At 68.1% G+C, this 17,568-nt stretch carries 21 protein-coding genes; 7 read left to right on the top strand and 14 right to left on the bottom strand.

Going from position 1 to position 17,568, the window contains the following annotated elements; all coding sequences use genetic code 11:
* Positions 1 to 27 precede the first annotated feature (27 nt).
* Positions 28 to 597 (top strand): TetR/AcrR family transcriptional regulator, encoded by a 570-nt coding sequence (locus tag BLT28_RS42585; protein WP_052406921.1) that lies wholly within the window; start codon positions 28 to 30, stop codon positions 595 to 597.
* Positions 598 to 610: 13 nt separating this feature from the next.
* Here BLT28_RS42585 and BLT28_RS42590 read toward each other — a convergent pair whose 3' ends face one another.
* The 5 genes from BLT28_RS42590 to BLT28_RS23765 all read right to left on the bottom strand — a co-directional run bounded on the left by BLT28_RS42590 (position 611) and on the right by BLT28_RS23765 (position 4,717).
* Complete coding sequence (locus tag BLT28_RS42590) at positions 611 to 745, bottom strand: hypothetical protein (protein ID WP_269459602.1); 135 nt, start codon at positions 743 to 745, stop codon at positions 611 to 613.
* A gap of 187 nt (positions 746 to 932) precedes the next feature.
* The gene (locus BLT28_RS23750) at positions 933 to 1,631 is read right to left on the bottom strand and encodes an MgtC/SapB family protein (protein ID WP_030427704.1); all 699 of its coding nucleotides are present in this window, start codon (positions 1,629 to 1,631) and stop codon (positions 933 to 935) included.
* Positions 1,632 to 1,758: 127 nt separating this feature from the next.
* The gene (locus BLT28_RS23755; protein WP_083383784.1) at positions 1,759 to 2,106 is read right to left on the bottom strand and encodes a hypothetical protein; all 348 of its coding nucleotides are present in this window, start codon (positions 2,104 to 2,106) and stop codon (positions 1,759 to 1,761) included.
* A 378-nt stretch (positions 2,107 to 2,484) separates the two neighbouring features.
* Positions 2,485 to 3,576: a DUF2332 domain-containing protein gene (locus BLT28_RS23760; RefSeq protein ID WP_030427702.1), complete on the bottom strand. Its 1,092-nt coding sequence runs from the start codon at positions 3,574 to 3,576 to the stop codon at positions 2,485 to 2,487.
* Positions 3,577 to 3,805: 229 nt separating this feature from the next.
* Positions 3,806 to 4,717: an SMP-30/gluconolactonase/LRE family protein gene (locus BLT28_RS23765; protein ID WP_030427701.1), complete on the bottom strand. Its 912-nt coding sequence runs from the start codon at positions 4,715 to 4,717 to the stop codon at positions 3,806 to 3,808.
* Positions 4,718 to 4,797: 80 nt separating this feature from the next.
* On the opposite strand from BLT28_RS23765, the gene BLT28_RS23770 reads away from it, so the two are divergent.
* From BLT28_RS23770 to BLT28_RS23785, 4 genes are read left to right on the top strand one after another with little or no spacing between them, the layout of a single operon-like run.
* Positions 4,798 to 5,478 carry a metallophosphoesterase family protein gene (locus tag BLT28_RS23770; RefSeq protein ID WP_030427700.1) on the top strand — a complete coding sequence of 227 codons (681 nt, stop codon included), beginning with the start codon at positions 4,798 to 4,800 and terminating at the stop codon, positions 5,476 to 5,478.
* Positions 5,468 to 6,316, top strand: a complete 849-nt coding sequence (locus tag BLT28_RS23775; protein WP_030427699.1) for a chromosome partitioning protein ParB — start codon at positions 5,468 to 5,470, stop codon at positions 6,314 to 6,316. Before BLT28_RS23770 ends, BLT28_RS23775 begins: the two co-directional genes overlap by 11 nt.
* Before the next feature lie 10 nt (positions 6,317 to 6,326).
* A complete protein-coding gene (locus BLT28_RS23780; RefSeq protein ID WP_156050558.1) occupies positions 6,327 to 6,800 on the top strand; it encodes a DUF3558 family protein in 474 nt (157 codons plus the stop codon).
* A gap of 51 nt (positions 6,801 to 6,851) precedes the next feature.
* Entirely contained in the window at positions 6,852 to 8,210 is a 1,359-nt protein-coding gene (locus tag BLT28_RS23785) for an alpha/beta hydrolase (protein WP_030427697.1), read from the top strand.
* 70 nt (positions 8,211 to 8,280) lie between these two features.
* Here BLT28_RS23785 and BLT28_RS23790 read toward each other — a convergent pair whose 3' ends face one another.
* The 7 genes from BLT28_RS23790 to BLT28_RS23820 form a co-directional block, all read right to left on the bottom strand.
* Entirely contained in the window at positions 8,281 to 9,459 is a 1,179-nt protein-coding gene (locus tag BLT28_RS23790) for an ABC transporter ATP-binding protein (RefSeq protein WP_030427696.1), read from the bottom strand.
* A gap of 7 nt (positions 9,460 to 9,466) precedes the next feature.
* Positions 9,467 to 10,312, bottom strand: coding sequence for a carbohydrate ABC transporter permease (locus tag BLT28_RS23795; protein ID WP_030427695.1), 846 nt, complete (start codon positions 10,310 to 10,312; stop codon positions 9,467 to 9,469).
* Positions 10,312 to 11,235 (bottom strand): carbohydrate ABC transporter permease, encoded by a 924-nt coding sequence (locus tag BLT28_RS23800; RefSeq protein ID WP_030427694.1) that lies wholly within the window; start codon positions 11,233 to 11,235, stop codon positions 10,312 to 10,314. The genes BLT28_RS23795 and BLT28_RS23800 overlap by 1 nt, the downstream gene beginning before the upstream one ends.
* A gap of 29 nt (positions 11,236 to 11,264) precedes the next feature.
* A complete protein-coding gene (locus BLT28_RS23805; protein ID WP_081900047.1) occupies positions 11,265 to 12,572 on the bottom strand; it encodes an ABC transporter substrate-binding protein in 1,308 nt (435 codons plus the stop codon).
* Positions 12,573 to 12,940: 368 nt separating this feature from the next.
* Positions 12,941 to 13,507, bottom strand: coding sequence for a general stress protein (locus BLT28_RS23810; protein ID WP_172806533.1), 567 nt, complete (start codon positions 13,505 to 13,507; stop codon positions 12,941 to 12,943).
* Positions 13,508 to 13,563: 56 nt separating this feature from the next.
* Positions 13,564 to 14,760 carry an acyl-CoA dehydrogenase family protein gene (locus tag BLT28_RS23815; RefSeq protein WP_030427691.1) on the bottom strand — a complete coding sequence of 399 codons (1,197 nt, stop codon included), beginning with the start codon at positions 14,758 to 14,760 and terminating at the stop codon, positions 13,564 to 13,566.
* Positions 14,761 to 14,847: 87 nt separating this feature from the next.
* Entirely contained in the window at positions 14,848 to 15,255 is a 408-nt protein-coding gene (locus tag BLT28_RS23820; protein WP_030427690.1) for a rhodanese-like domain-containing protein, read from the bottom strand.
* 94 nt (positions 15,256 to 15,349) lie between these two features.
* Between BLT28_RS23820 and BLT28_RS23825 the strand changes: the two genes are divergently transcribed.
* Both BLT28_RS23825 and BLT28_RS23830 read left to right on the top strand, forming a co-directional pair.
* Positions 15,350 to 15,814 (top strand): Lrp/AsnC family transcriptional regulator, encoded by a 465-nt coding sequence (locus BLT28_RS23825; RefSeq protein WP_030427689.1) that lies wholly within the window; start codon positions 15,350 to 15,352, stop codon positions 15,812 to 15,814.
* 23 nt (positions 15,815 to 15,837) lie between these two features.
* Positions 15,838 to 16,233, top strand: a complete 396-nt coding sequence (locus BLT28_RS23830) for a hypothetical protein (RefSeq protein WP_030427688.1) — start codon at positions 15,838 to 15,840, stop codon at positions 16,231 to 16,233.
* 51 nt (positions 16,234 to 16,284) lie between these two features.
* Here the strand turns inward: BLT28_RS23830 and BLT28_RS23835 are convergent, their stop codons facing one another.
* Together BLT28_RS23835 and BLT28_RS23840 are read right to left on the bottom strand one after the other, a co-directional pair.
* A complete protein-coding gene (locus tag BLT28_RS23835) occupies positions 16,285 to 16,917 on the bottom strand; it encodes a DUF4360 domain-containing protein (RefSeq protein WP_030427687.1) in 633 nt (210 codons plus the stop codon).
* Between the two features lie 332 nt (positions 16,918 to 17,249).
* Positions 17,250 to 17,567, bottom strand: coding sequence for a hypothetical protein (locus BLT28_RS23840; RefSeq protein WP_030427686.1), 318 nt, complete (start codon positions 17,565 to 17,567; stop codon positions 17,250 to 17,252).
* Between the last annotated feature and the right edge of the window lies 1 nt (position 17,568).

The following is a 17,568-nucleotide window of genomic DNA, read 5'->3' on the forward strand; positions in this document are numbered from 1 at the left end:
CGATAGCCCCGGGGAACGGAGGCGTCCATGGCCCGTGGCAGGCCGCGCAGCGCGCAGGCCCAGGAGGCGATCATCGGCGCGACCCTCGCCGTGCTCGTGGAGACCGGCTTCGCGGGGCTGACGATCGAGGCCGTCGCGAGCCGTGCGGGCGTCGGCAGGCCGACGATCTACCGGCGCTGGGCGACCAGGGAGGACCTGGTGGTGGACGCGCTCGCCGCCACCGTGCCTGTGACGTCCACTGTGGACACCGGCGATCTGTTGGCGGACATCGCTTCGACCGTGCGCACCGCCATCGACGGCCTGGGCGGCTCGGAGCTGGGCGGTGCGGTCATCGGGGTCCTCGCCGCGTCCGCGGCCAACCCGCTGCTGGCATCGGCACTGGCCGAGCGCTACCTCGCGCCGCGCCTGGGCGTGGTGTCGGAGCTGATCGCGCGCGGGGCGGCCGAGGGGGTGCTGCGTTCGGACCTCGGCCCGGAGGTGATCCGCGACCTGCTGATCGGACCGCTGGTGTACCACTGGCTGGTGACCGGCGCCCCGATGCCGGAATCCGACTCCGGGGCGCTGTTCACCGCTGTCCTCTCCACCCTGCGCGCCTGAGCGGAGCGCCTGGTCAGGCGGTGTGGGCGTGGTCGCGGGTCGGAGTGTCGGCGTGGCCGGCGAACAGGCCGATGACGGCGCCCATCACCGCACGGAGCAGGAAGCTCGTCGTGCGCGGAGTGGTGGTCGTGGTCCCGTTGGGGGTCATCGCGTGCCTTGTCTGCTCGTTCGTGGGGGCCGATGATCATCGGCCTACCCGGTTCTCGCGGTGCCAAACCTGATCGTTAACGGTTCCGAGCCGGCTTCATCCGGTCAGGCGTGAATCCGATTCTGCTGGTAACGAAGCCGCGCCCGCGAACGAATTTCCCAGCCACGTCCACTGTGGACAATGCATGTCAGTCCTCCGGGTGGTGTGTCACGAGTCTCCAGCTGACCGAGGTGATGCCCGGCTGCAGGCTCAGCGAGCTCACGGCGCGCTCCAGCTTCCCGCCGCCCGCACCGCGGCCGAGCACCCGCGCGGTCACCTCGACCCGGTCGGGCACGACATCAGTGCTGGTCAGGACACGCAGCTCGAAGCCACCGTCAGCGACGGAACGGACCACCAGCGCGCGGATGTGCGCCTCGTCGGCGTCGCGGCACACGGCGCGCAGGTCGTAGTCGGTCTCCACGAGGTCGGGGTCGGTGGCGCGCCCGTCCACCAGGCGAGCGAGCGGGCGCAGGCCGAGGTTGGCGATGACGATCGTCACAGCCCCCGCGGCGGCCACGCCGTAGTGACCGCCGCCGCACATGAGCCCGACCCCGGCGGTGCCCCAGATCGTCGCGGCGGTGTTGATGCCGCGCAGGTTGCCACCGTCACGGATGATCACCCCGGCGCCGAGGAAACCGACCCCGGAGACGATGTACGAAGCGATCCGGGTCGTGCTGCCGGCATCCGGTGTGAGCACGCTGAACAGCTCGAACAGCGCGGCACCGACGCAGACGAGCGCATTCGTGCGCAGCCCGGCCGTGCGTGCCCGCCACTGCCGCTCCAGCCCGACCAGCGCGCCGAACGACGCCGCGCACAGCAGGCGGAGCCCGATCTCCCACCAGGTCATCGCTCGCTCCTCAAGCACCAGTTCGCGCGTAGCGGCCCCAATCGACCGCCGTGGCCAGTTGCCGGAGGACGTCCGGCGCGCCGCGCTCCGGTTCTGCCGAAAACCCTTGCCGTGCCGTCAGCGGCCGTCAGAACAGCACGTTGACCGCGACCACCATGACGATCATCGCGCCGATCGCGAGCAGCAGGAGGTCGGTGCGCTCCGCCGCGGACACCGCTGCGACAAAACTGCCGATCCCCCGGGAAAAGCGAACTTCCGGTCGAGCACGCTGATCGCCTCGGATTGCACAAGAAAGAACCAGTCGCCGCCGGAACCGCTGCCAGCGGGTGAGCCGAAGCGCCCGCGCCGCTTCGTCCGGTTCCGCCGACCGCGTCACCAGGGACTGGTGGAAGGCGAATGCCAGGGTCCACGCCTGCGAGGTGAAGATCGCGAGGAACGCGCTCACGGTGACCGAGAGGCAGGCGAACACCGGCACAGACCAGCGAGAACAGCACGGACAGGGCCAGGGCAGCGAGCATCCGCAGCAACGAGCGGCCCGCGCAACCGTGCAGCGCGGCCGGTCGAGTTCGACCGCGGACGCCGACCACCACCGCGATATCGACGAGCCCGCGACGAGGGCGCCCGGAAACAACATCAGTGAACATGGGAATGCCCCGAATCAAGCGCAGCGCGAATCACACCGACGACGAAGCCGAACGGCGTGCGAAAAGAGGGGAAAAGGGGCGACTGCTCAGCCCCGGCGACTACTGGGTGGATCGCACGGATTCAGACTCACGGCGATCACCTCCCAGCGCGCAGCGCAGAACTCGAACGCGCAAAAGGCTACTCCCGGCCTTCGCGGAAAAGAAACCCCTCAGACCCAGTGACGCTCGTCCCAGGTGAACGGGTCGCCGTGGCCGACGCCGGTGCCGAGGTGCAACGAGATCCCGGCGGGCCACAACCGCAGCAGCAGGTCGAAGTGGTACGGGTCGGCCGGGTCGTTGCCGCGACGCGGCTCGAACACGAGCAGTGCGAGCGGAGCGTCCTCGGTCGCCTCGGCCGCCGCGGCGGCGACCACCGCTCGCCCGCGGGCGCGTTCCCTCGGCGGGGCGTACTGCCACACCACCGAGTGCCACACGACGGTGACCATGCCCGTCGCGTCCTTGGCGAGCTGGGTGCGCAGCCACTCCGAACCCTCGGCGCGGTGCACCGGGACGGGGTCCGCCTGGGCGAGGTCGATCGCGCCCTGCAACCGCTGGTAGCGGTCCACCTGGTCCGGCCACACGAAGGAGGACAGGTGCTTGCGGCCGTCCTCGGTGGTCACGTCGACCGGGTTCATGTCGCAGGCGGCGCGGTCGGCCACGGTGAGCGGGGTGGCGAGGTCGGCGCGCGGGCGCCCGCTCCAGGACAGGTCGAACTGGACCGGGCTCTCGTCGTCACCGAAGCTGGTGCCGTCGTCGAGGCGGTAGCCGAAGCGGTGCGGGCGCAGGTTCAGCCCGCCGCTCGCGCCGATCTCCAGCAGTCGCACCGGGAACGGCAGCTCCCGGCCCGCGTGCTCGGCGGCGCGCTCGGCCGCGACCAGCAGGCCGCCGTAGAGCGCGGCGCTGCGGGCGGGCTCGTTGGTCTGCACGGCGTTCGCGCGGATCATCGCGCGCAGCATGTCGGCGTGTTCGTCGAGCACCGGCTCGGCGTCGGCCCAGAGCCGGTCGCGCTCCAGGTGCCCACCGACCGTGGGGTAGTGCTTGGCGAGGCCCGGGGCCTTGCCCTCGAGGACGAGCCGGTGCACGGAACCGGCGAACCGAAGACCGGGGACGGTGCCACCGCGGTCCAGTTCACTGCCCGCCATCACCTTCGTGGTCACGCCGCCGGCAGCGAGGTCGTCTGCCGCCGCGCGCAACAGGGTGGCGTTGAGCGGGCTGTGGGTCTGGCAACCGCGGGCCGCATCTCGAAACAGCTCCACGAGCACCTGTGGAACGGTAGTCCGGCGATGGGGTGAAAGCACGCCCCGGATCCTCGATTCACTCGGCTGCGAGCAAGCTTTACCAGCCGTTCACGCAACGTCGCTCCGTGACAACGTTGGCCCCGCGGAACCCAGGCGCCACAAGGACGTTGCCGTCACGTTCGGGCCAGAACCCGTGGTGAACGGAGCGCTCCGCGGACACAAGCGGTCACCACCGGCATGTGGGGATGTCGGCTCAGAACCTAGGCACGGCAACGGCGTTGTAGGTCACGTCAGGGCCGGGCTGGGTGGTGAACCGGGCGTTCGGCAGGTACAAGCGGTCACCGAACGCCGCCACGGTCGTCGGCACGTCGAAGCGCGGGTCGGTCACCTTCTTGTGCAGTGCGCCCTTCGTGCCCGCGTGGTCGAGGCGCAGCGCGGTGAGCGTGTTGAGCCGGTTCTGCACCACATAGAGGACCTGCCCCTGGCGCAACAGGCCGTCACCGTTGGTCAGCACGACACCACCGAGGTCGACGAGCTTCGCGGAACCGGTGCGCGGGTCGACGCGGAAGAGCTTGCCGGTGGTGCTGTTGACCACGAGCAGGTTCCGGCCGTCGGGTGTGGTCTCGATGCCGTTGGCGTTGAGTCCCTCCACCTGCTCCCATTCACCGCCGAGCGGGATGGTCTCGGCCTTCGCAGGCAGTTCACGTCCGAGGGGGAGCTTGTAGAGCACGGCCTTCCGCGAGTCGGTGAAGTACGCGGCGTCCCCGGTCAGCACGACGTCGTTCACGAAGGCGCCACCGAGCGCGTAGGAGGCGAGGAGCTTGCCGGTGCGCGAGTCGACCACCCGCGCGTCGCCGCCCGCACCGCCCGCGATGAACAGCCGGCCGCGCTTGTCGATCTTGAGGCCGACCGAGGGGGTGCCCGGGCCCGCGCTGAGCCGGTCGCCGCGCCCGGTGCGGAGGTCGACCTTGTGGACCGAGCCGTCCCCGAGGGAACCGAAGTAGGCGGTGGTGCCGCCGATCGTGATGCCCTCGGGCCGGAAGTTGTCAGGGAGCTGCAGCGTCGTCGGGAACGCGGGGGCCTGCTGGGCCTGCGCCGGAACGCCCAGCGCCGCGGCGAGCCCGGCCGCGGCGACACCGATCGCGAACGCGCGTCGATTTGTCATTCGCCGAACGGTAGGGAGCACCGTGTGAGGTGTGAGTTTCGTCAAGGCGCGGTGCTCCGTTCGGCCCTAGGCTCTGCCGCGTGGTCAAGGTGCTCGCAGTAGCGGACGAGGTCGTCGAACAGCTCTGGACCTCCTACATCCAGCAGATCGAGGTCGATCTGATCCTCGCGGCGGGTGATCTGCCCTACGACTACCTGGAGCACCTGAGCAACGCGTTGGACCGGCCGTGCGTCTTCGTGCCCGGTAACCATGACCCCGATCTGACCGGATACACCAACGTGCGCGGTTTGTGGACGAAGAGCGGGATACCGACCCGGTGGCCGGGCCCGGCCGGTGGCGTGAACGCCGACGGCAGGGTGGTGGACGCGGCCGGTCTGCGGATCGCGGGCATCGGCGGTTCGATCCGCTACAACCGCGGGCCGAACCAGTGGACCGAGCGCCAGCAGGCGCGACGGGTCCGCCGGATGGCCCGGCTCGCGGGCTGGCGGCAGCTGCGCGACGGCCGCGGGGTGGACGTCCTGCTCACCCACAGCCCGCCGAAGGACTGCGGTGACCGCGAGGACCCGCCGCACCGGGGCTTCGCCTGCCTGCACGACGCCGTGCGGAGGCTGCGGCCACCGCTCATGCTGCACGGGCACATCCACCCGCACGGCGAGCCGACACCTGATCGTCAACTGGCGTCAACACGGGTGGTCAACGTCGTCGGATATCACGTCATGGAGATTCCGTCGCGCGGACAGGAGGCGACAGATGCGCGGTGACACCGGTTTCCCGCGTGCCGACGCGGAGAACGACTTCATCAGGGCGCGCCGCCGCCAGGTCATGTCCCGGCTGGCGAAGTGGATGCGCAGGGAGCCGGACGACGTCAACATCATGCTGCCCTACGCCGAGGTCATCGCCGCCCTCGGCCAGGAGGGCGAGCGCCGCCTCGGGCTCCAGGTGATCCAGGTCGACTCGATCGTCGGCAGCGTCGACCGCACCCGCGACTTCGACCGGTACTTCCGCCCCACCTCCGGCCGCACCCGGGAGCGGTGGGAGCGGCTGGCGCTGGCCCAGCGGCGCGGCGAGTCCATCCCACCGATCGACGTCTACCGCGTCGGTGAGCTGCACTTCGTCAAGGACGGCCACCACCGGGTCTCGGTGGCGCACGCGCTCGGCCTGCGCACCATCGAGGCGCACGTGACCGAGGTGCGCACCAAGATCGGCGCCTACGACATCCGGTACCGCCACGACCTGCTGGTCAAGAACGACCGCAGACTCTTCCTGGAGCGCGTCCCGCTGCCCGGCGAGGCGCGCGCCGCGGTGCTGATGAGCGACCCGTGGGAGTACACCGAGCTGGGCGAGACCGTGGAGGCGTGGGGCTTCCGGCTGATGCAGGACGAGGGCAAGTTCCTGGACCGGCTCACCGTCGCCAAGCGCTGGTACGAGGAGGAGTTCGTCCCGGTCGTGCGGATGCTCCAGCAGGCGGACCTGATCGGCGACCGGACCGAGGCCGAGGCGTACCTGCACATCGCGGGCGAGCGCTTCAAGCTGATCAGGACGCACCGGTGGGACGACGAGGTGATCGACGCGGTGCGCGAGAGCAAGCGACGCCGCTAGCGTGGTGGGCATGGTCCCTCTCGGTGTTCGTGTGCTCCCGCTGCTGGTCCTGTTCGCCGCGGGCTGCGGTTCGGCCCCCGCGCCCGATGGAGGCGCCCAGCCGGGCCGCATCGACACCTGCGCGGTCTTCACCGAGGCGGACTTGAAGGCGCTGGACCTCGCGCGGGGCCAGCGCATGCCCAACAAGCCGACGGGCTGCATGCTCGGCTCGCCGCGCGGCTTCCGGGTGTTCCTGATCAACGAGGAGAAGGTGACGATCGCGGACGCGGAGAAGCGCACGCACATCTCCTTCTCCCGCAACGAGATCAACGGCCGTCGCGGGTTCCTCTGGGTCGGCGAGGAGTCCGCGTGCACGCAGGGCGTGGAGTTCGGCGGCGGCACGCTGCAGGTCGTGGCGAACGTGGCCGGTGCCCAGGTGCCGATCGACGCGTGCGACCTGGCCCGCAAGGTCATGGACGTCATCGAGCCCAAGCTGCCGGACTAGATCTATCCATCGATGGACGAAGTCCCGCCGGGGGATCGTGACCCTGGAAGGATGAGATCACGACTTCTGGGTGTGGTCGCCGCGCTCGGCCTGATTCCGCTGACGGCGACCGTGGCGCAGGCGGCCGAGGCGGTGCGGTGGCGGGACTGCGGTGACGGGGTGCTCTGCGCCGGGGTCACCGTGCCGTCCGACTGGGCCTCCCCCGAGCACTCCGAGCCGATCACCGTCAACCTCGCGAAGCTGCCCGCCCGCGACCAGGCGCACAAGCTCGGCTCGCTCCTGGTGAATCCGGGCGGCCCCAACGTGGCGATCCCGAACTTCAAGCTGTCCAAGGCCAGCTACGCCGATCTGACGCAGTGGTTCGACGTCGTCGTCTTCGACCCGCGGGGATTCGGCGAGGGCGACGGGGTCAGCTGTCCGACGCCGTTTCCCACAGCCGTCGATTCTCCCTTGCAGCATAAGGCCTTCACCGACTACCGCAAGGCGAACGCGGAGTTCGCCGGCTCGTGCGCGCCGAAGCTGGGAAAGCTGACCGGGAAGATCAACTCGTGGCAGGTCGCGCACGACATGGACGCGATGCGCGCCGCGCTCGGCGAGCGGAAGCTCCGCTACTACGGCAACTCCTACGGAACGGTCTTCGGCCAGGCGTACGCGGAGTTGTTCGCGCACAACGTGGATCGCATGTTCCTGGACAGCGTGCTGGACCACGGAGAACGCCGGTTGTTCGAGTGGATGGCGCCGATGGCCGCGACGACCGAGCGCAACCTCCACCGGTTCGCGGAGTGGTGTTCAGCGACGGAAACCTGTGCCCTGCACGGGAAAGACGTCATCGCGGTGTTCGACCGCGTCGCCCCGAAAGCCATCACCGTCCCGGCGCGGGTCGCCGACTTCTCTTCGTCGCAAACACGGTGGCCGGCACTGGCCGAAGGGCTCGCCAAGGCGGAGGCCGGTGACACCAGCGCCTTCGACAAGGCCCCTCGGCAGCCGCCGGACCACAGCCTCGCGCGCAGCATGGTGTGCGCGGACTTCCCGTTCGACGCCGGATTCGTTGGCCACAAAGCGATCGAGCACCAGCTGCGGTCGGTGGCACCCCGAGTCGGCTGGGCCGATCCGATCTTCGGGATGACCGGGCACTGCGACGGCCTGCCGAGAACCGGCGTGCACCCGCCGCACCGCATCCGCCCGGTCGGACTGCCGCCCGTGCTGATCACCAGTGGCAGCAACGACACCATCACCCCGGTGGAGCACGGAAAGCGCGTCGCCGCGCAGCTCCCCGGCTCGCGCTACCTGCCCGCGGTCGGCGGGCACGCGCTCTACCGGGGCGGGAATCCCTGCGTGCGCCAGCACGTTCACCGCTACCTGACCACGGGCGAGCTGCCCGCGGCGACCGCGAGCTGCCCCGCGGCCTGAGCCGAACACGCCGAAAGGCCGCATCCCCGCCAACCGGGGATGCGGCCTTTCGGCGGCTGTCAGCGAAGACCTAGTCCGAGTAGGTCAGCGCCCTGCCGCTCTCCGGGTCGAACAGCTGGATCTTGTCCAGGTCCAGCCAGACCTCCAGCGAGGACCCTTCCTTGGCCTTCGACGCCGCCGCGAGGCGGGCGACGGCCTGTCCGGCACCCAGGTCCGAGACGCCCACGTCCGCCGCCAGCTCGTCCAGCTGCGCCGAGCTCGCGCGCTTGCCGGAGATCGAGAAGTAGGCGTACTTGTCCGAGCCCATCGACTCGAGCACGTCGACCTGCGTGGTGAACGTGGCACCGCGCGACTTGGCGGCACCGTCGACCATGGACGCGTCCTCGAAGTGCTCGGGGCGCAGGCCCATGATCACGTCGCGGACGGCCCGGCGGCCGCGCTCGGCCATCCTGCGGACCTTGTCGCTGAGCGGGAAGGTGCCCAGCGCGGTCGACAGGGAACCGTTCTCCAGGGTCGCCGGGATGAAGTTCATCGCCGGGGAACCGATGAAGCCCGCCACGAAGAGGTTCGCCGGGTTCTCGTAGAGGAACTGCGGCGAGCCGACCTGCTGCACCGCACCGCCGCGCATGACCACGACGCGGTCGCCGAGGGTCATCGCCTCGGTCTGGTCGTGGGTCACGTAGACGGTGGTGGTGCCCAGGTTCTTCTGCAGCCTGGAGACCTCGGTCCGCATCTGCACGCGCAGCTTGGCGTCCAGGTTGGACAGCGGCTCGTCCATGAGGAACGCCTTGGGGCTGCGCACGATCGCGCGGCCCATGGCCACGCGCTGCCGCTGACCACCGGAGAGGTTGGACGGCTTGCGGTCGAGGTGCTGACCGAGGTCGAGGATCTTGGCGGCCTCGTTGACCTTCGCCTCGACCGTCTTGTCGTCCACCTTCGCCAGCCGCAGCGGGAACGCCATGTTCTCGCGCACGGTCATGTGCGGGTAGAGCGCGTAGGACTGGAACACCATCGCGATGTCCCGGTCCTTGGGCGCCCGCTCGTTCACCCGCTCGCCACCGATGCGCAGCTCACCGGAGGTGATGTCCTCCAGGCCCGCCAGCATGTTCAGCGTGGTGGACTTGCCGCAGCCCGAGGGCCCGACCAGGATGATGAACTCGCCGTCGGCGATTTCGAGGTTCACTTCCTGGACGGCCAAAGCGCCGTCCGGGTACTTCTTCGTCACCTTGTCCAGGACGATGTCGGCCACGACTCACCTACCCCTTGACCGCGCCGGACGTCAGACCGGCGACGATTCGGCGCTGGAAGAACAGCACGAAAAGAATGATCGGAATGGTGATCACCACGGCCGCGGCCGAGGTGGTCCCCGTTGGGTCTTCGAACTGGCTGCTACCCGTGAAGAAGGCCAGCGCGGCGGGAACGGTCCGGGACGCCTCGGTCGAGGTGAGCGAGATCGCGAACAGGAAGTCGTTCCAGCAGAAGATGAACACCAGGATCGCCGTGGTGAACACGCCGGGAGCGGCGAGCGGGGCGATGACCTTCTGGAAGGCCTGGCCCGGCGTCGCGCCGTCCATCTTGGCCGCCTTCTCCAGCTCCCACGGGATCTCCTTGAAGAACGCCGACAGCGTGTAGATCGCCAGCGGCAGGGAGAAGGTGATGTAGGGCAGGATCAGACCGGGCCAGGTGTCGAACAGCCCGAGCGAGCGCTCGATGTTGAACAGCGGCGAGACCAGCGACACCTGGGGGAACATCGCGATCAGCAGCGAGACGCCCACCAGCACCTGCTTGCCGGGGAAGTCCAGCCGGGCGATCGCGTACGCCGCCATCGTTCCGAACACCACCGCGATCAGGGTGGCGATGATCGCGATGCCGATCGAGTTGAACAGCGGCCGGATGAACTCCGTGGTGGAGAAGATCGCGGCGTAGTTGTCCAGCGTCCACTCGGTGGGGAAGAACCCGCCCTCGCTGATCGCCTTCTTGGACTTGAAGGACAGCGAGACGATCCACAGCACCGGGAACAACGCGTAGACGACAACAACGACGTTGACCAGGCCCCAGCGGAACTTCTTCCCCGTCGTTTCGGCACCTCCAATGCCGGCCATCAGCGCTTACCTCCGTTGTCACTGCCCGGCGCAGCGGTGCCGAACACCTTGATGAAGACGAACGCGATGATCGCCACCGCGACGAAGATCAGCACCGACATGGTCGAGCCGATTCCCAGGTTCAACCCCTTGATGAGGTTGTTGTAGGTCAGCATCGACACCGACCCCGTGCCCTGCGAACCCGCGGTCAGCACGAAGATGTTGTCGAAGATCCGGAACGCGTCGAGCGTGCGGAACAGCAGCGCGACCAGGATCGCCGGCTTCATCATCGGCACCATGATCTTGGTGAACCGCTGCCAGCCGGTGGCCCCGTCCATCGCGGCCGCCTTGAGCATGTCGTCCGGCACCAGGGCCAGACCCGCCATCAGCAGCAGCGCCATGAACGGCGTGGTCTTCCAGATCTCGGCGGAGGCGATGATGGCCAGCGCGCTCGTCTTGTCGGTCAGCGGCGCACCGCCGAACAGCTCGGCGAGGTAGCCGGTGTCCGGGGTGTAGGCGTACTTCCAGGAGAACGCCGCGACCACGGTGACGATGCCGTACGGGATCAGCGCGGAGGTCCGCACCAGTCCGCGCCCGACCAGCGTGCGGTGCATGACCAGGGCCAGCGCCATGCCGAGCACCAGCTCGATCACGACGGTGATCGCGGTCAACAGCACGGTGATGCCGAAGGCGTCCCACCAGTACGGGCTGCTGAGCACCGCGGCGTAGTTCTCGAAGCCGATGAACTCCTGCTTGTCCGGGAACTTCAGGTCGTAGCGCTGAAGGGACAGCCAGAACGAGTAGATGATCGGCCAGGCGGTGACCGCGATCATGATGAACGCGGCGGGCGCGCACAGCAGCAGGCCGAGGCGGCGCTCCGCCTTCTTGCCCTCGCTCAGCACGGGCTTGGCACGACCGGGCTGCTTCACGTGCGCCGCCGCGATGGCGCTGTCCCCGAAGGACGTCTGGTTGCTCACGGCATGACCCCCTTGGAGTCAATGGCGGCCTGGAGCTCCTTGCGCAACCGCTCCGCGGTCTTCTGCGGGTCGATGCTCGCCGGCGGGGAGAGGATGGTCGACAGCACCGTGGAGACGTTCTGCCAGGCGGCGGTCAACGGGCGGTTGGCCGCGTCCCGCAGTTCCTCGCGGATGGTCTCCTTCATCGGGTACTTCTCGGTCATCTCCGGGCGGTCGTAGACCGACTCGATGGTCGGCGCGACACCGGAGTTGATCGCGGAGTAGAGCTGGTTGTCCGGCTTGCGCAGGCACAGCACGGCCTCGAAGGCCAGGTCGGCCTTGGTGGAGTAGGTGCTCACGCCGTAGTTAGCGCCACCGATGGTGACCTTGCTCGGCTTGCCCTTGTCGATGCCGGGGTAGCGCGCCCACTTGAAGTTCTTGGCGAGCTCCGGCTTCTCCTTCTGCATCGACGCGTACACGTACGGCCAGTTCAGCTGGAACGCCGAGTTGCCGTTCTGGAACTCCTTGCGGACCTCGTCCTCCTGGGAGCTGGTCAGCGAGGCGCTCGCGATGCCGGAGGTGGCGAAGTCCTTGAGGGTGGCCAGCGCCCGCACCGCGTTGTCGTCGACGACGGCGGAGAGGCCGTCCTCCGAGATGATCTTGCCGCCCGCCGAGGCGACCATCGTGTTGTACTGCACGACGAGGCCCTCGTACTGCGCACCGGTCATCACGGCGGTGTGCGGCTTGCCCGCCGCCTTGAGCGCCTTGGCCTGGGCGATCATCTCGGCCCAGGTCTCCGGCGGCTTGGGCACCACGTCGTCGCGGTACCACAGCAGCTGCACGTTGGTGTTCTTCGTGGCCGCGTAGGTGCGGTTCTTGTAGCGCGTGGACTCCAGCGGGCCGGCGAGGACGCCGCGCTCGGCCTCCTCCTTGTAGTTGCCGGTCCACTCCCGGATCCAGCCCGCCTCGGCGAACTCCGCCAGCCACGGGCTGTCGAGATAGAGGATGTCCATCTCGTCGTCGCCCGCCGCGAGCCTGCGCACCATCTGCTCGCGCTGGCCGTCCGCGCCGCGCGGGAGCTTGTTGTAGACGATGTTGTACTTGCCGTTCGCGCTGGCGTTGCAGCTCTCGATGACCTTCTCGAAGTTCTCTTCGGGAGCCGCGTACAGGTTGAGCGTGTTCCCCCCGGTGTCACCGGAGCCGCAGGCCGCAAGCAGCGGAGCGGTCACCAGTGCGACCCCGAGCAGCGCTGATGCACGACTCCGCGAACGGGTCTTGGTTGACGTGGTGGATCGAGAGCGGGCACTGCGACCCGGGCCGTCCATGTAACCCAGCCTCCTTCCTCTGAAAAGCACGGAAGGCTTTCGAGGCTGTGGTCACTCCAGCGGCGGCACGAAACCTCGACGACGAGGACTGGCGGATACACCAAGACACCTCGTCGTGCCCTCCGACACGAGCGTGAGCCATCGCACACGCCCGCAGGCTGGTGACAGAACCTAGGCCCGGAGTTCCGGCTCCCGCAACCGGGTGACGGCAACGATTCAGATAAGCCCGGAACGGAAAGCATTCAGAAACCACTCTGCGCCGGTCACGGTGGGTATGCACGTCCACGTCAACATCAACTCAGGGAAATGTGAAACACAAAACGGGCCACCATTCGTCTCCGAAGGGCAGCCCGTCAGTCAAGCCCTTATCAAGTCTCCTGGCCGGGGGCCTTCATGGCGAGCTTCGCCAGGGCGTCGCGTCCCTTCTCCGCATTGCGAGGCTGGCACAGCACGTCGTAACGCCCAGCGACGAGCTGGCTCGCCGAGACGAAGTCACGGCGACCGCGCGTAGCCGCGTAACCGAACGCGTTGAAGATCATGAAGAAGATCACACCTGTGGCCAACGCCACAAGGATCGGGCCCACCTGGAACCCGGTCGAGTTAAAGAGGCTGAGCAGGATGCCGACGAAGAGGCCGAACCACGCGCCCGAGGCGGCGCCGGTGGCCAGCACCCTGCCCCAGGTGAGCCTGCCGGTGACCCGCTCGACGAGCATCAGGTCGACGCCGACGATCGTCACCTCCTGCACCGGGAAGGACTCGTCCGCCAGGTAGTCGACCGCCCGCTGCGCCTCCTCGTAGGTGGCGTAGGACCCGATCGGCCACCCCGAGGGAGGCGTCGGCAGGCTCTGCGCGCCGCCGGCGGGTCTGCCGGAAAATGGACTCGTCACCGTTGTCACCTCCGCGAGCTGGACTGGCTCAATGGTGACCCCGATCATCCTCGCCCGCGTGCCGGGCGGGCACACGCGCCCCCCGAACGGCCCACCCGGGCCGGTCAGCCGCGCGAGCGGTACTCGCGCAGCAGGCCGCGACTGATGATCGTCTTCTGGATCTCCGAGGTGCCCTCGCCGATGAGCAGGAACGGCGCCTCGCGCATCAGGCGCTCGATCTCGTACTCCTTCGAGTAGCCGTAGCCGCCGTGGATGCGGAAGGCCTCCTGGGTGACCTCGGCGCAGTACTCGGAGGCGATCAGCTTGGCCATGCCCGCCTCGACGTCGTTGCGCTGGCCGGAGTCCTTGAGCCGGGCGGCGTTGACCATCATCAGGTGCGCGGCCTCCACCTTGGTCGCCATCTCGGCGAGCTTGAACGCGATCGCCTGGTGCTGGCCGATCGGCTTGCCGAAGGTGGTGCGCTGCTGGGCGTACTCCACGGCCAGCTCGAAGGCGCGGATGGCGATGCCGCACGCCCGCGCGGCGACGTTGACCCGGCCGACCTCGACGCCGTCCATCATGTGCGCGAAGCCCTTGCCGCGTTCCCCGCCGAGGATCGCCTCCGCGCCGACCCGGAAGCCGTCGAAGACCATCTCGGTGGTGTCGACGCCCTTGTAGCCCATCTTCTCGATCTTGCCGGGGATGGTCAGCCCGGGAAGGACCTCGCCGAAGCCCGTCGGCTTCTCGATCAGGAACGTGGTGAGGTTCTGGTGCGCCTTCTCGGCTCCTTCGTCGGTGCGGACCAGAGTGGCGACCAACGTGGAGCTCCCGCCGTTGGTCAGCCACATCTTCTGGCCGTCGATGACGTAACCGTCGCCGTCCTGCTTCGCCTTGGTGCGGATCGCCGCGACGTCGGAGCCCAGCTCCGGCTCGGACATGGAGAACGCGCCGCGCACCTCACCGGTGGCCATGCGCGGCAGGAAGTGCTGCTTCTGCGCGTCCGTGGCGTGCTGTTTGATCATGTGCGCCACGATGAAGTGCGTGTTGATCACACCGGAGACGCTCATCCACCCGCGCGCGATCTCCTCGACGACCAGCGCGTAGGTCAGCAGCGACTCGCCGAGCCCGCCGAACTCCTCGGGGATGGTGAGGCCGAACAGGCCCATCTCCTTCATGCCCTCGACGATGTCCGCCGGGTAGGTGTCTCCGTGCTCCAGCGCCTGCGCGTGCGGGATGATCTCCTTGTCCACGAAGCTGCGGACGGTGGCCAGGATCTCCTGCTGGACATCGGTGAGACCGGCGGTCTGGGCGAGCCGTGCCATGGCGAGGTCCCCTTTCTGCGACGCTGGCGACTGGGGTTACCGGCGAGTATCGCGCGTCCACGTGGGGTTCGCGGTGTGAGAAGGTCCTCAACCCCGCTCTTGATCGGTCCCGGTTTCGACCGGGTGCCGGTCCCACCTCCACGTCTGGAACCCGCCGATGAGCTTCTTCACGGTGAACCCGAGTTCGGCCAGCTTCAGCGCGCCCTTGTCGGCCCCGTTGCAGCCGGGTCCCCAGCAGTAGGTCACCAGCACGTCCCCTCGGGGCAGATCACGGGTGGTCTCGGCGGTGATGTCCTTGGCGGGCAAGGAGATCGCGCCTGGGATGTGCCCGGCCGCGTAGTGCTCGGGAGCGCGCACGTCGAGGACGAGGAAGCCGCCTTCGCCGTCCTCCATGTCCGCGCGGAGGTCGGCGGGGTCGGTCTCGACGGAGAGCAGGTGGCGGAAGTGCGCGGCGGCCGCGCTCGGCTCCGCGGGATTCGCGGCGACTCTTGTCATGCGGAGAACGCTATGCCGCCATCGGCTGCTTGAGCAGGGTTCATCCACGCCACTACCCCTGTTCTGGCATAGGATTCCACGCTAGTTTCCCCCTATGAGCGATGATTCCCCGGTCGCACTGGATGCGGTGGACTGGCAGATCCTCGCGGAGCTGCAGGAGGACGCGCGCCTGACCTACGCCGAACTGGGCAGGCGGGTCGGCCTCGGCGCCACGGCCGCGACGGGACGGGTGCGACGGCTGACCGAAAGCGGGGTGATCAAGGGCTTCCGCGCGGAGGTGGACCTCGAACGCGTCGGCTACGCGGTGCTCGCCGTGGTGCGGTTGCGCTACCCCTCGGGGAACTACCGCAAGCTGCACGCGGAGCTGGAGCGCACCGCGGAGATCCTGCAGTGCCACCACGTCACCGGCGAGGACTGCTTCGTGTTGTTCGTGGCGGCGCGGAACATGCGCCACCTGGAGCGGCTGGCCGGCCGGATCGCGGCGCTGGGGTCGATCACCACGTCGGTCGTCTACTCCTCGCCGCTGCCGTCGAGGGCGGTCGGCGCGCCCGCCGAATGATGTCGTGACTATCTTGTGCGCCCGTGACGGAACCAGCCGCGGCGGCGCCCGCGGGCGACCAGCCGAAGAAGCGCCGCTCCCCCATCAACAAGCCGAACTTCGACGAGTGGACGACGGGCAAGAAAGCGCTCACGGTCATCGCGCTGCTCCCCGTCTTCGCCGTGGTGGCCTTCTTCGCCCAGTTCGTCGAACTCCTCTACTACCTGGTGATGGGCCTCTACTACCTCGTCACCAGCCCGTACTGGATCTGCCGGGCGATCTATCGGGCGAGCAGCAGTGAGGACACGCCGCGCCGCAGGGAGGCGCGCGAGTCGATTGCCGCATTCTTCAAGGTCTCCGGTTGCCTCCTGGCGATCGTGGTTGTTTTCGGCGGAGGGCTGTTCCTGCTGGTGACGTTGATCAACATGGGGAGCGAGTGACCTTTTCCGGCGGAAACGGGCACGGCCGGAACCCGGCCGTGCCCGGCCCGATCAGGGGCAGGTCTTCCAGTGGAAGTGATAGGTCGTCTTAATGCTGCCGTCGGTCGAGTCCATGGCGATGAAACTCGTCTCGGTGGCGGGCGAGGTCCCCTTGCTCACCCGGAGCTCGGTGTTGATGTTGACGTTGCGCTTCTCGCCACAGGGCGCGTAGACGAGCGAGGCGATGTCCACCTTGTCCGTGGTCTGCCAGTTGTCGTCCAGCGGGCCCGAGAAATTGTGCCGCGCTGCTACGGTAGGTGACATTCCCTGGAAGTAGTAGTTCGCCTGCTCGATCGCGGTCGCACCGCGTGCGAGGTTCGCGAAACCGCGGTAGTCCGACTGCGCGATCGCGTACGTGAAGCCCTGAGGCACGTGCACCTTCAGGTTGAGCTGGCAGTTCTTCCTGGCTTCTGTCGGGCTGATGCCCGGCCCGACCTTCGCCATGTACTGGCTGTAGGTCACCGTGAAGGCGGTGTTGTCCGGCGAGACCGCGACGGCCGCGGTACCGGCCGGGCAGCCGGATCCGTTCACGGTTGCCACTTCGATGACAATTTTGTCCGGGGGCGGCGCAATATCTGCCTGAGCCACTGCAGGGATGGAAATCAATGCAAGGGACATTCCAGCAACGGCTAACTTCCTCAACATGGATGCACCCTCCGCTAAGCAGGGATTGTTGTCACCAGCTAGGCAGCAACGGTATCGGAAGCGAACTTTCCGCGTACCCCTGAACGGGCGATGGGAACCAAGGCGTGATCGAACATGACCGCAACGGAGTACGTGCTATACCCGCCACAATGGGTCCTATACCCCGATGTTTGACCGAACAATCAATTCAAGGTTGAGAATCCAGCCCGAATGCAACCGATTGTAGGGCGCTCGATTAGGCCCTTGGCGTGAATGGGCTTGCCAGAACGACGAAAGGCACCGGCGGCGCGTGGCCACCGGTGCCTCTGGAGGACTCCTCCGGTCAGTGCTGGTCAGTGCTCATCCTCGGGGTCGGCGATGAGCCGCACGACGCGGAGCTTGAACTCGTAGCTCAGCATTGCCTTGCGGTAGAGCACCACGTAGGTGTCCTCGCCGACCAGGAAGACGTTGCGCTTGCTCGCGGCGCGCGCGGAGCTCTTGAACTCGAAGGCCTGTTTCCTCGCTTCGGCCCTGGCCTGTTCGGCGGTGTCGAACCCGCCGGCCAGGACCTTGGTCGTGTACCCGTGCTCATGCGGCGTCTCGACGAGGACGAACCACGGACGCTCGTGCGTCAGCTCCGGGTGTTCCTCGGGCTCCTGCGACTCGCTCATG

It is taken from the genome of Allokutzneria albata (assembly GCF_900103775.1).
GTDB lineage: Bacteria > Actinomycetota > Actinomycetes > Mycobacteriales > Pseudonocardiaceae > Allokutzneria > Allokutzneria albata.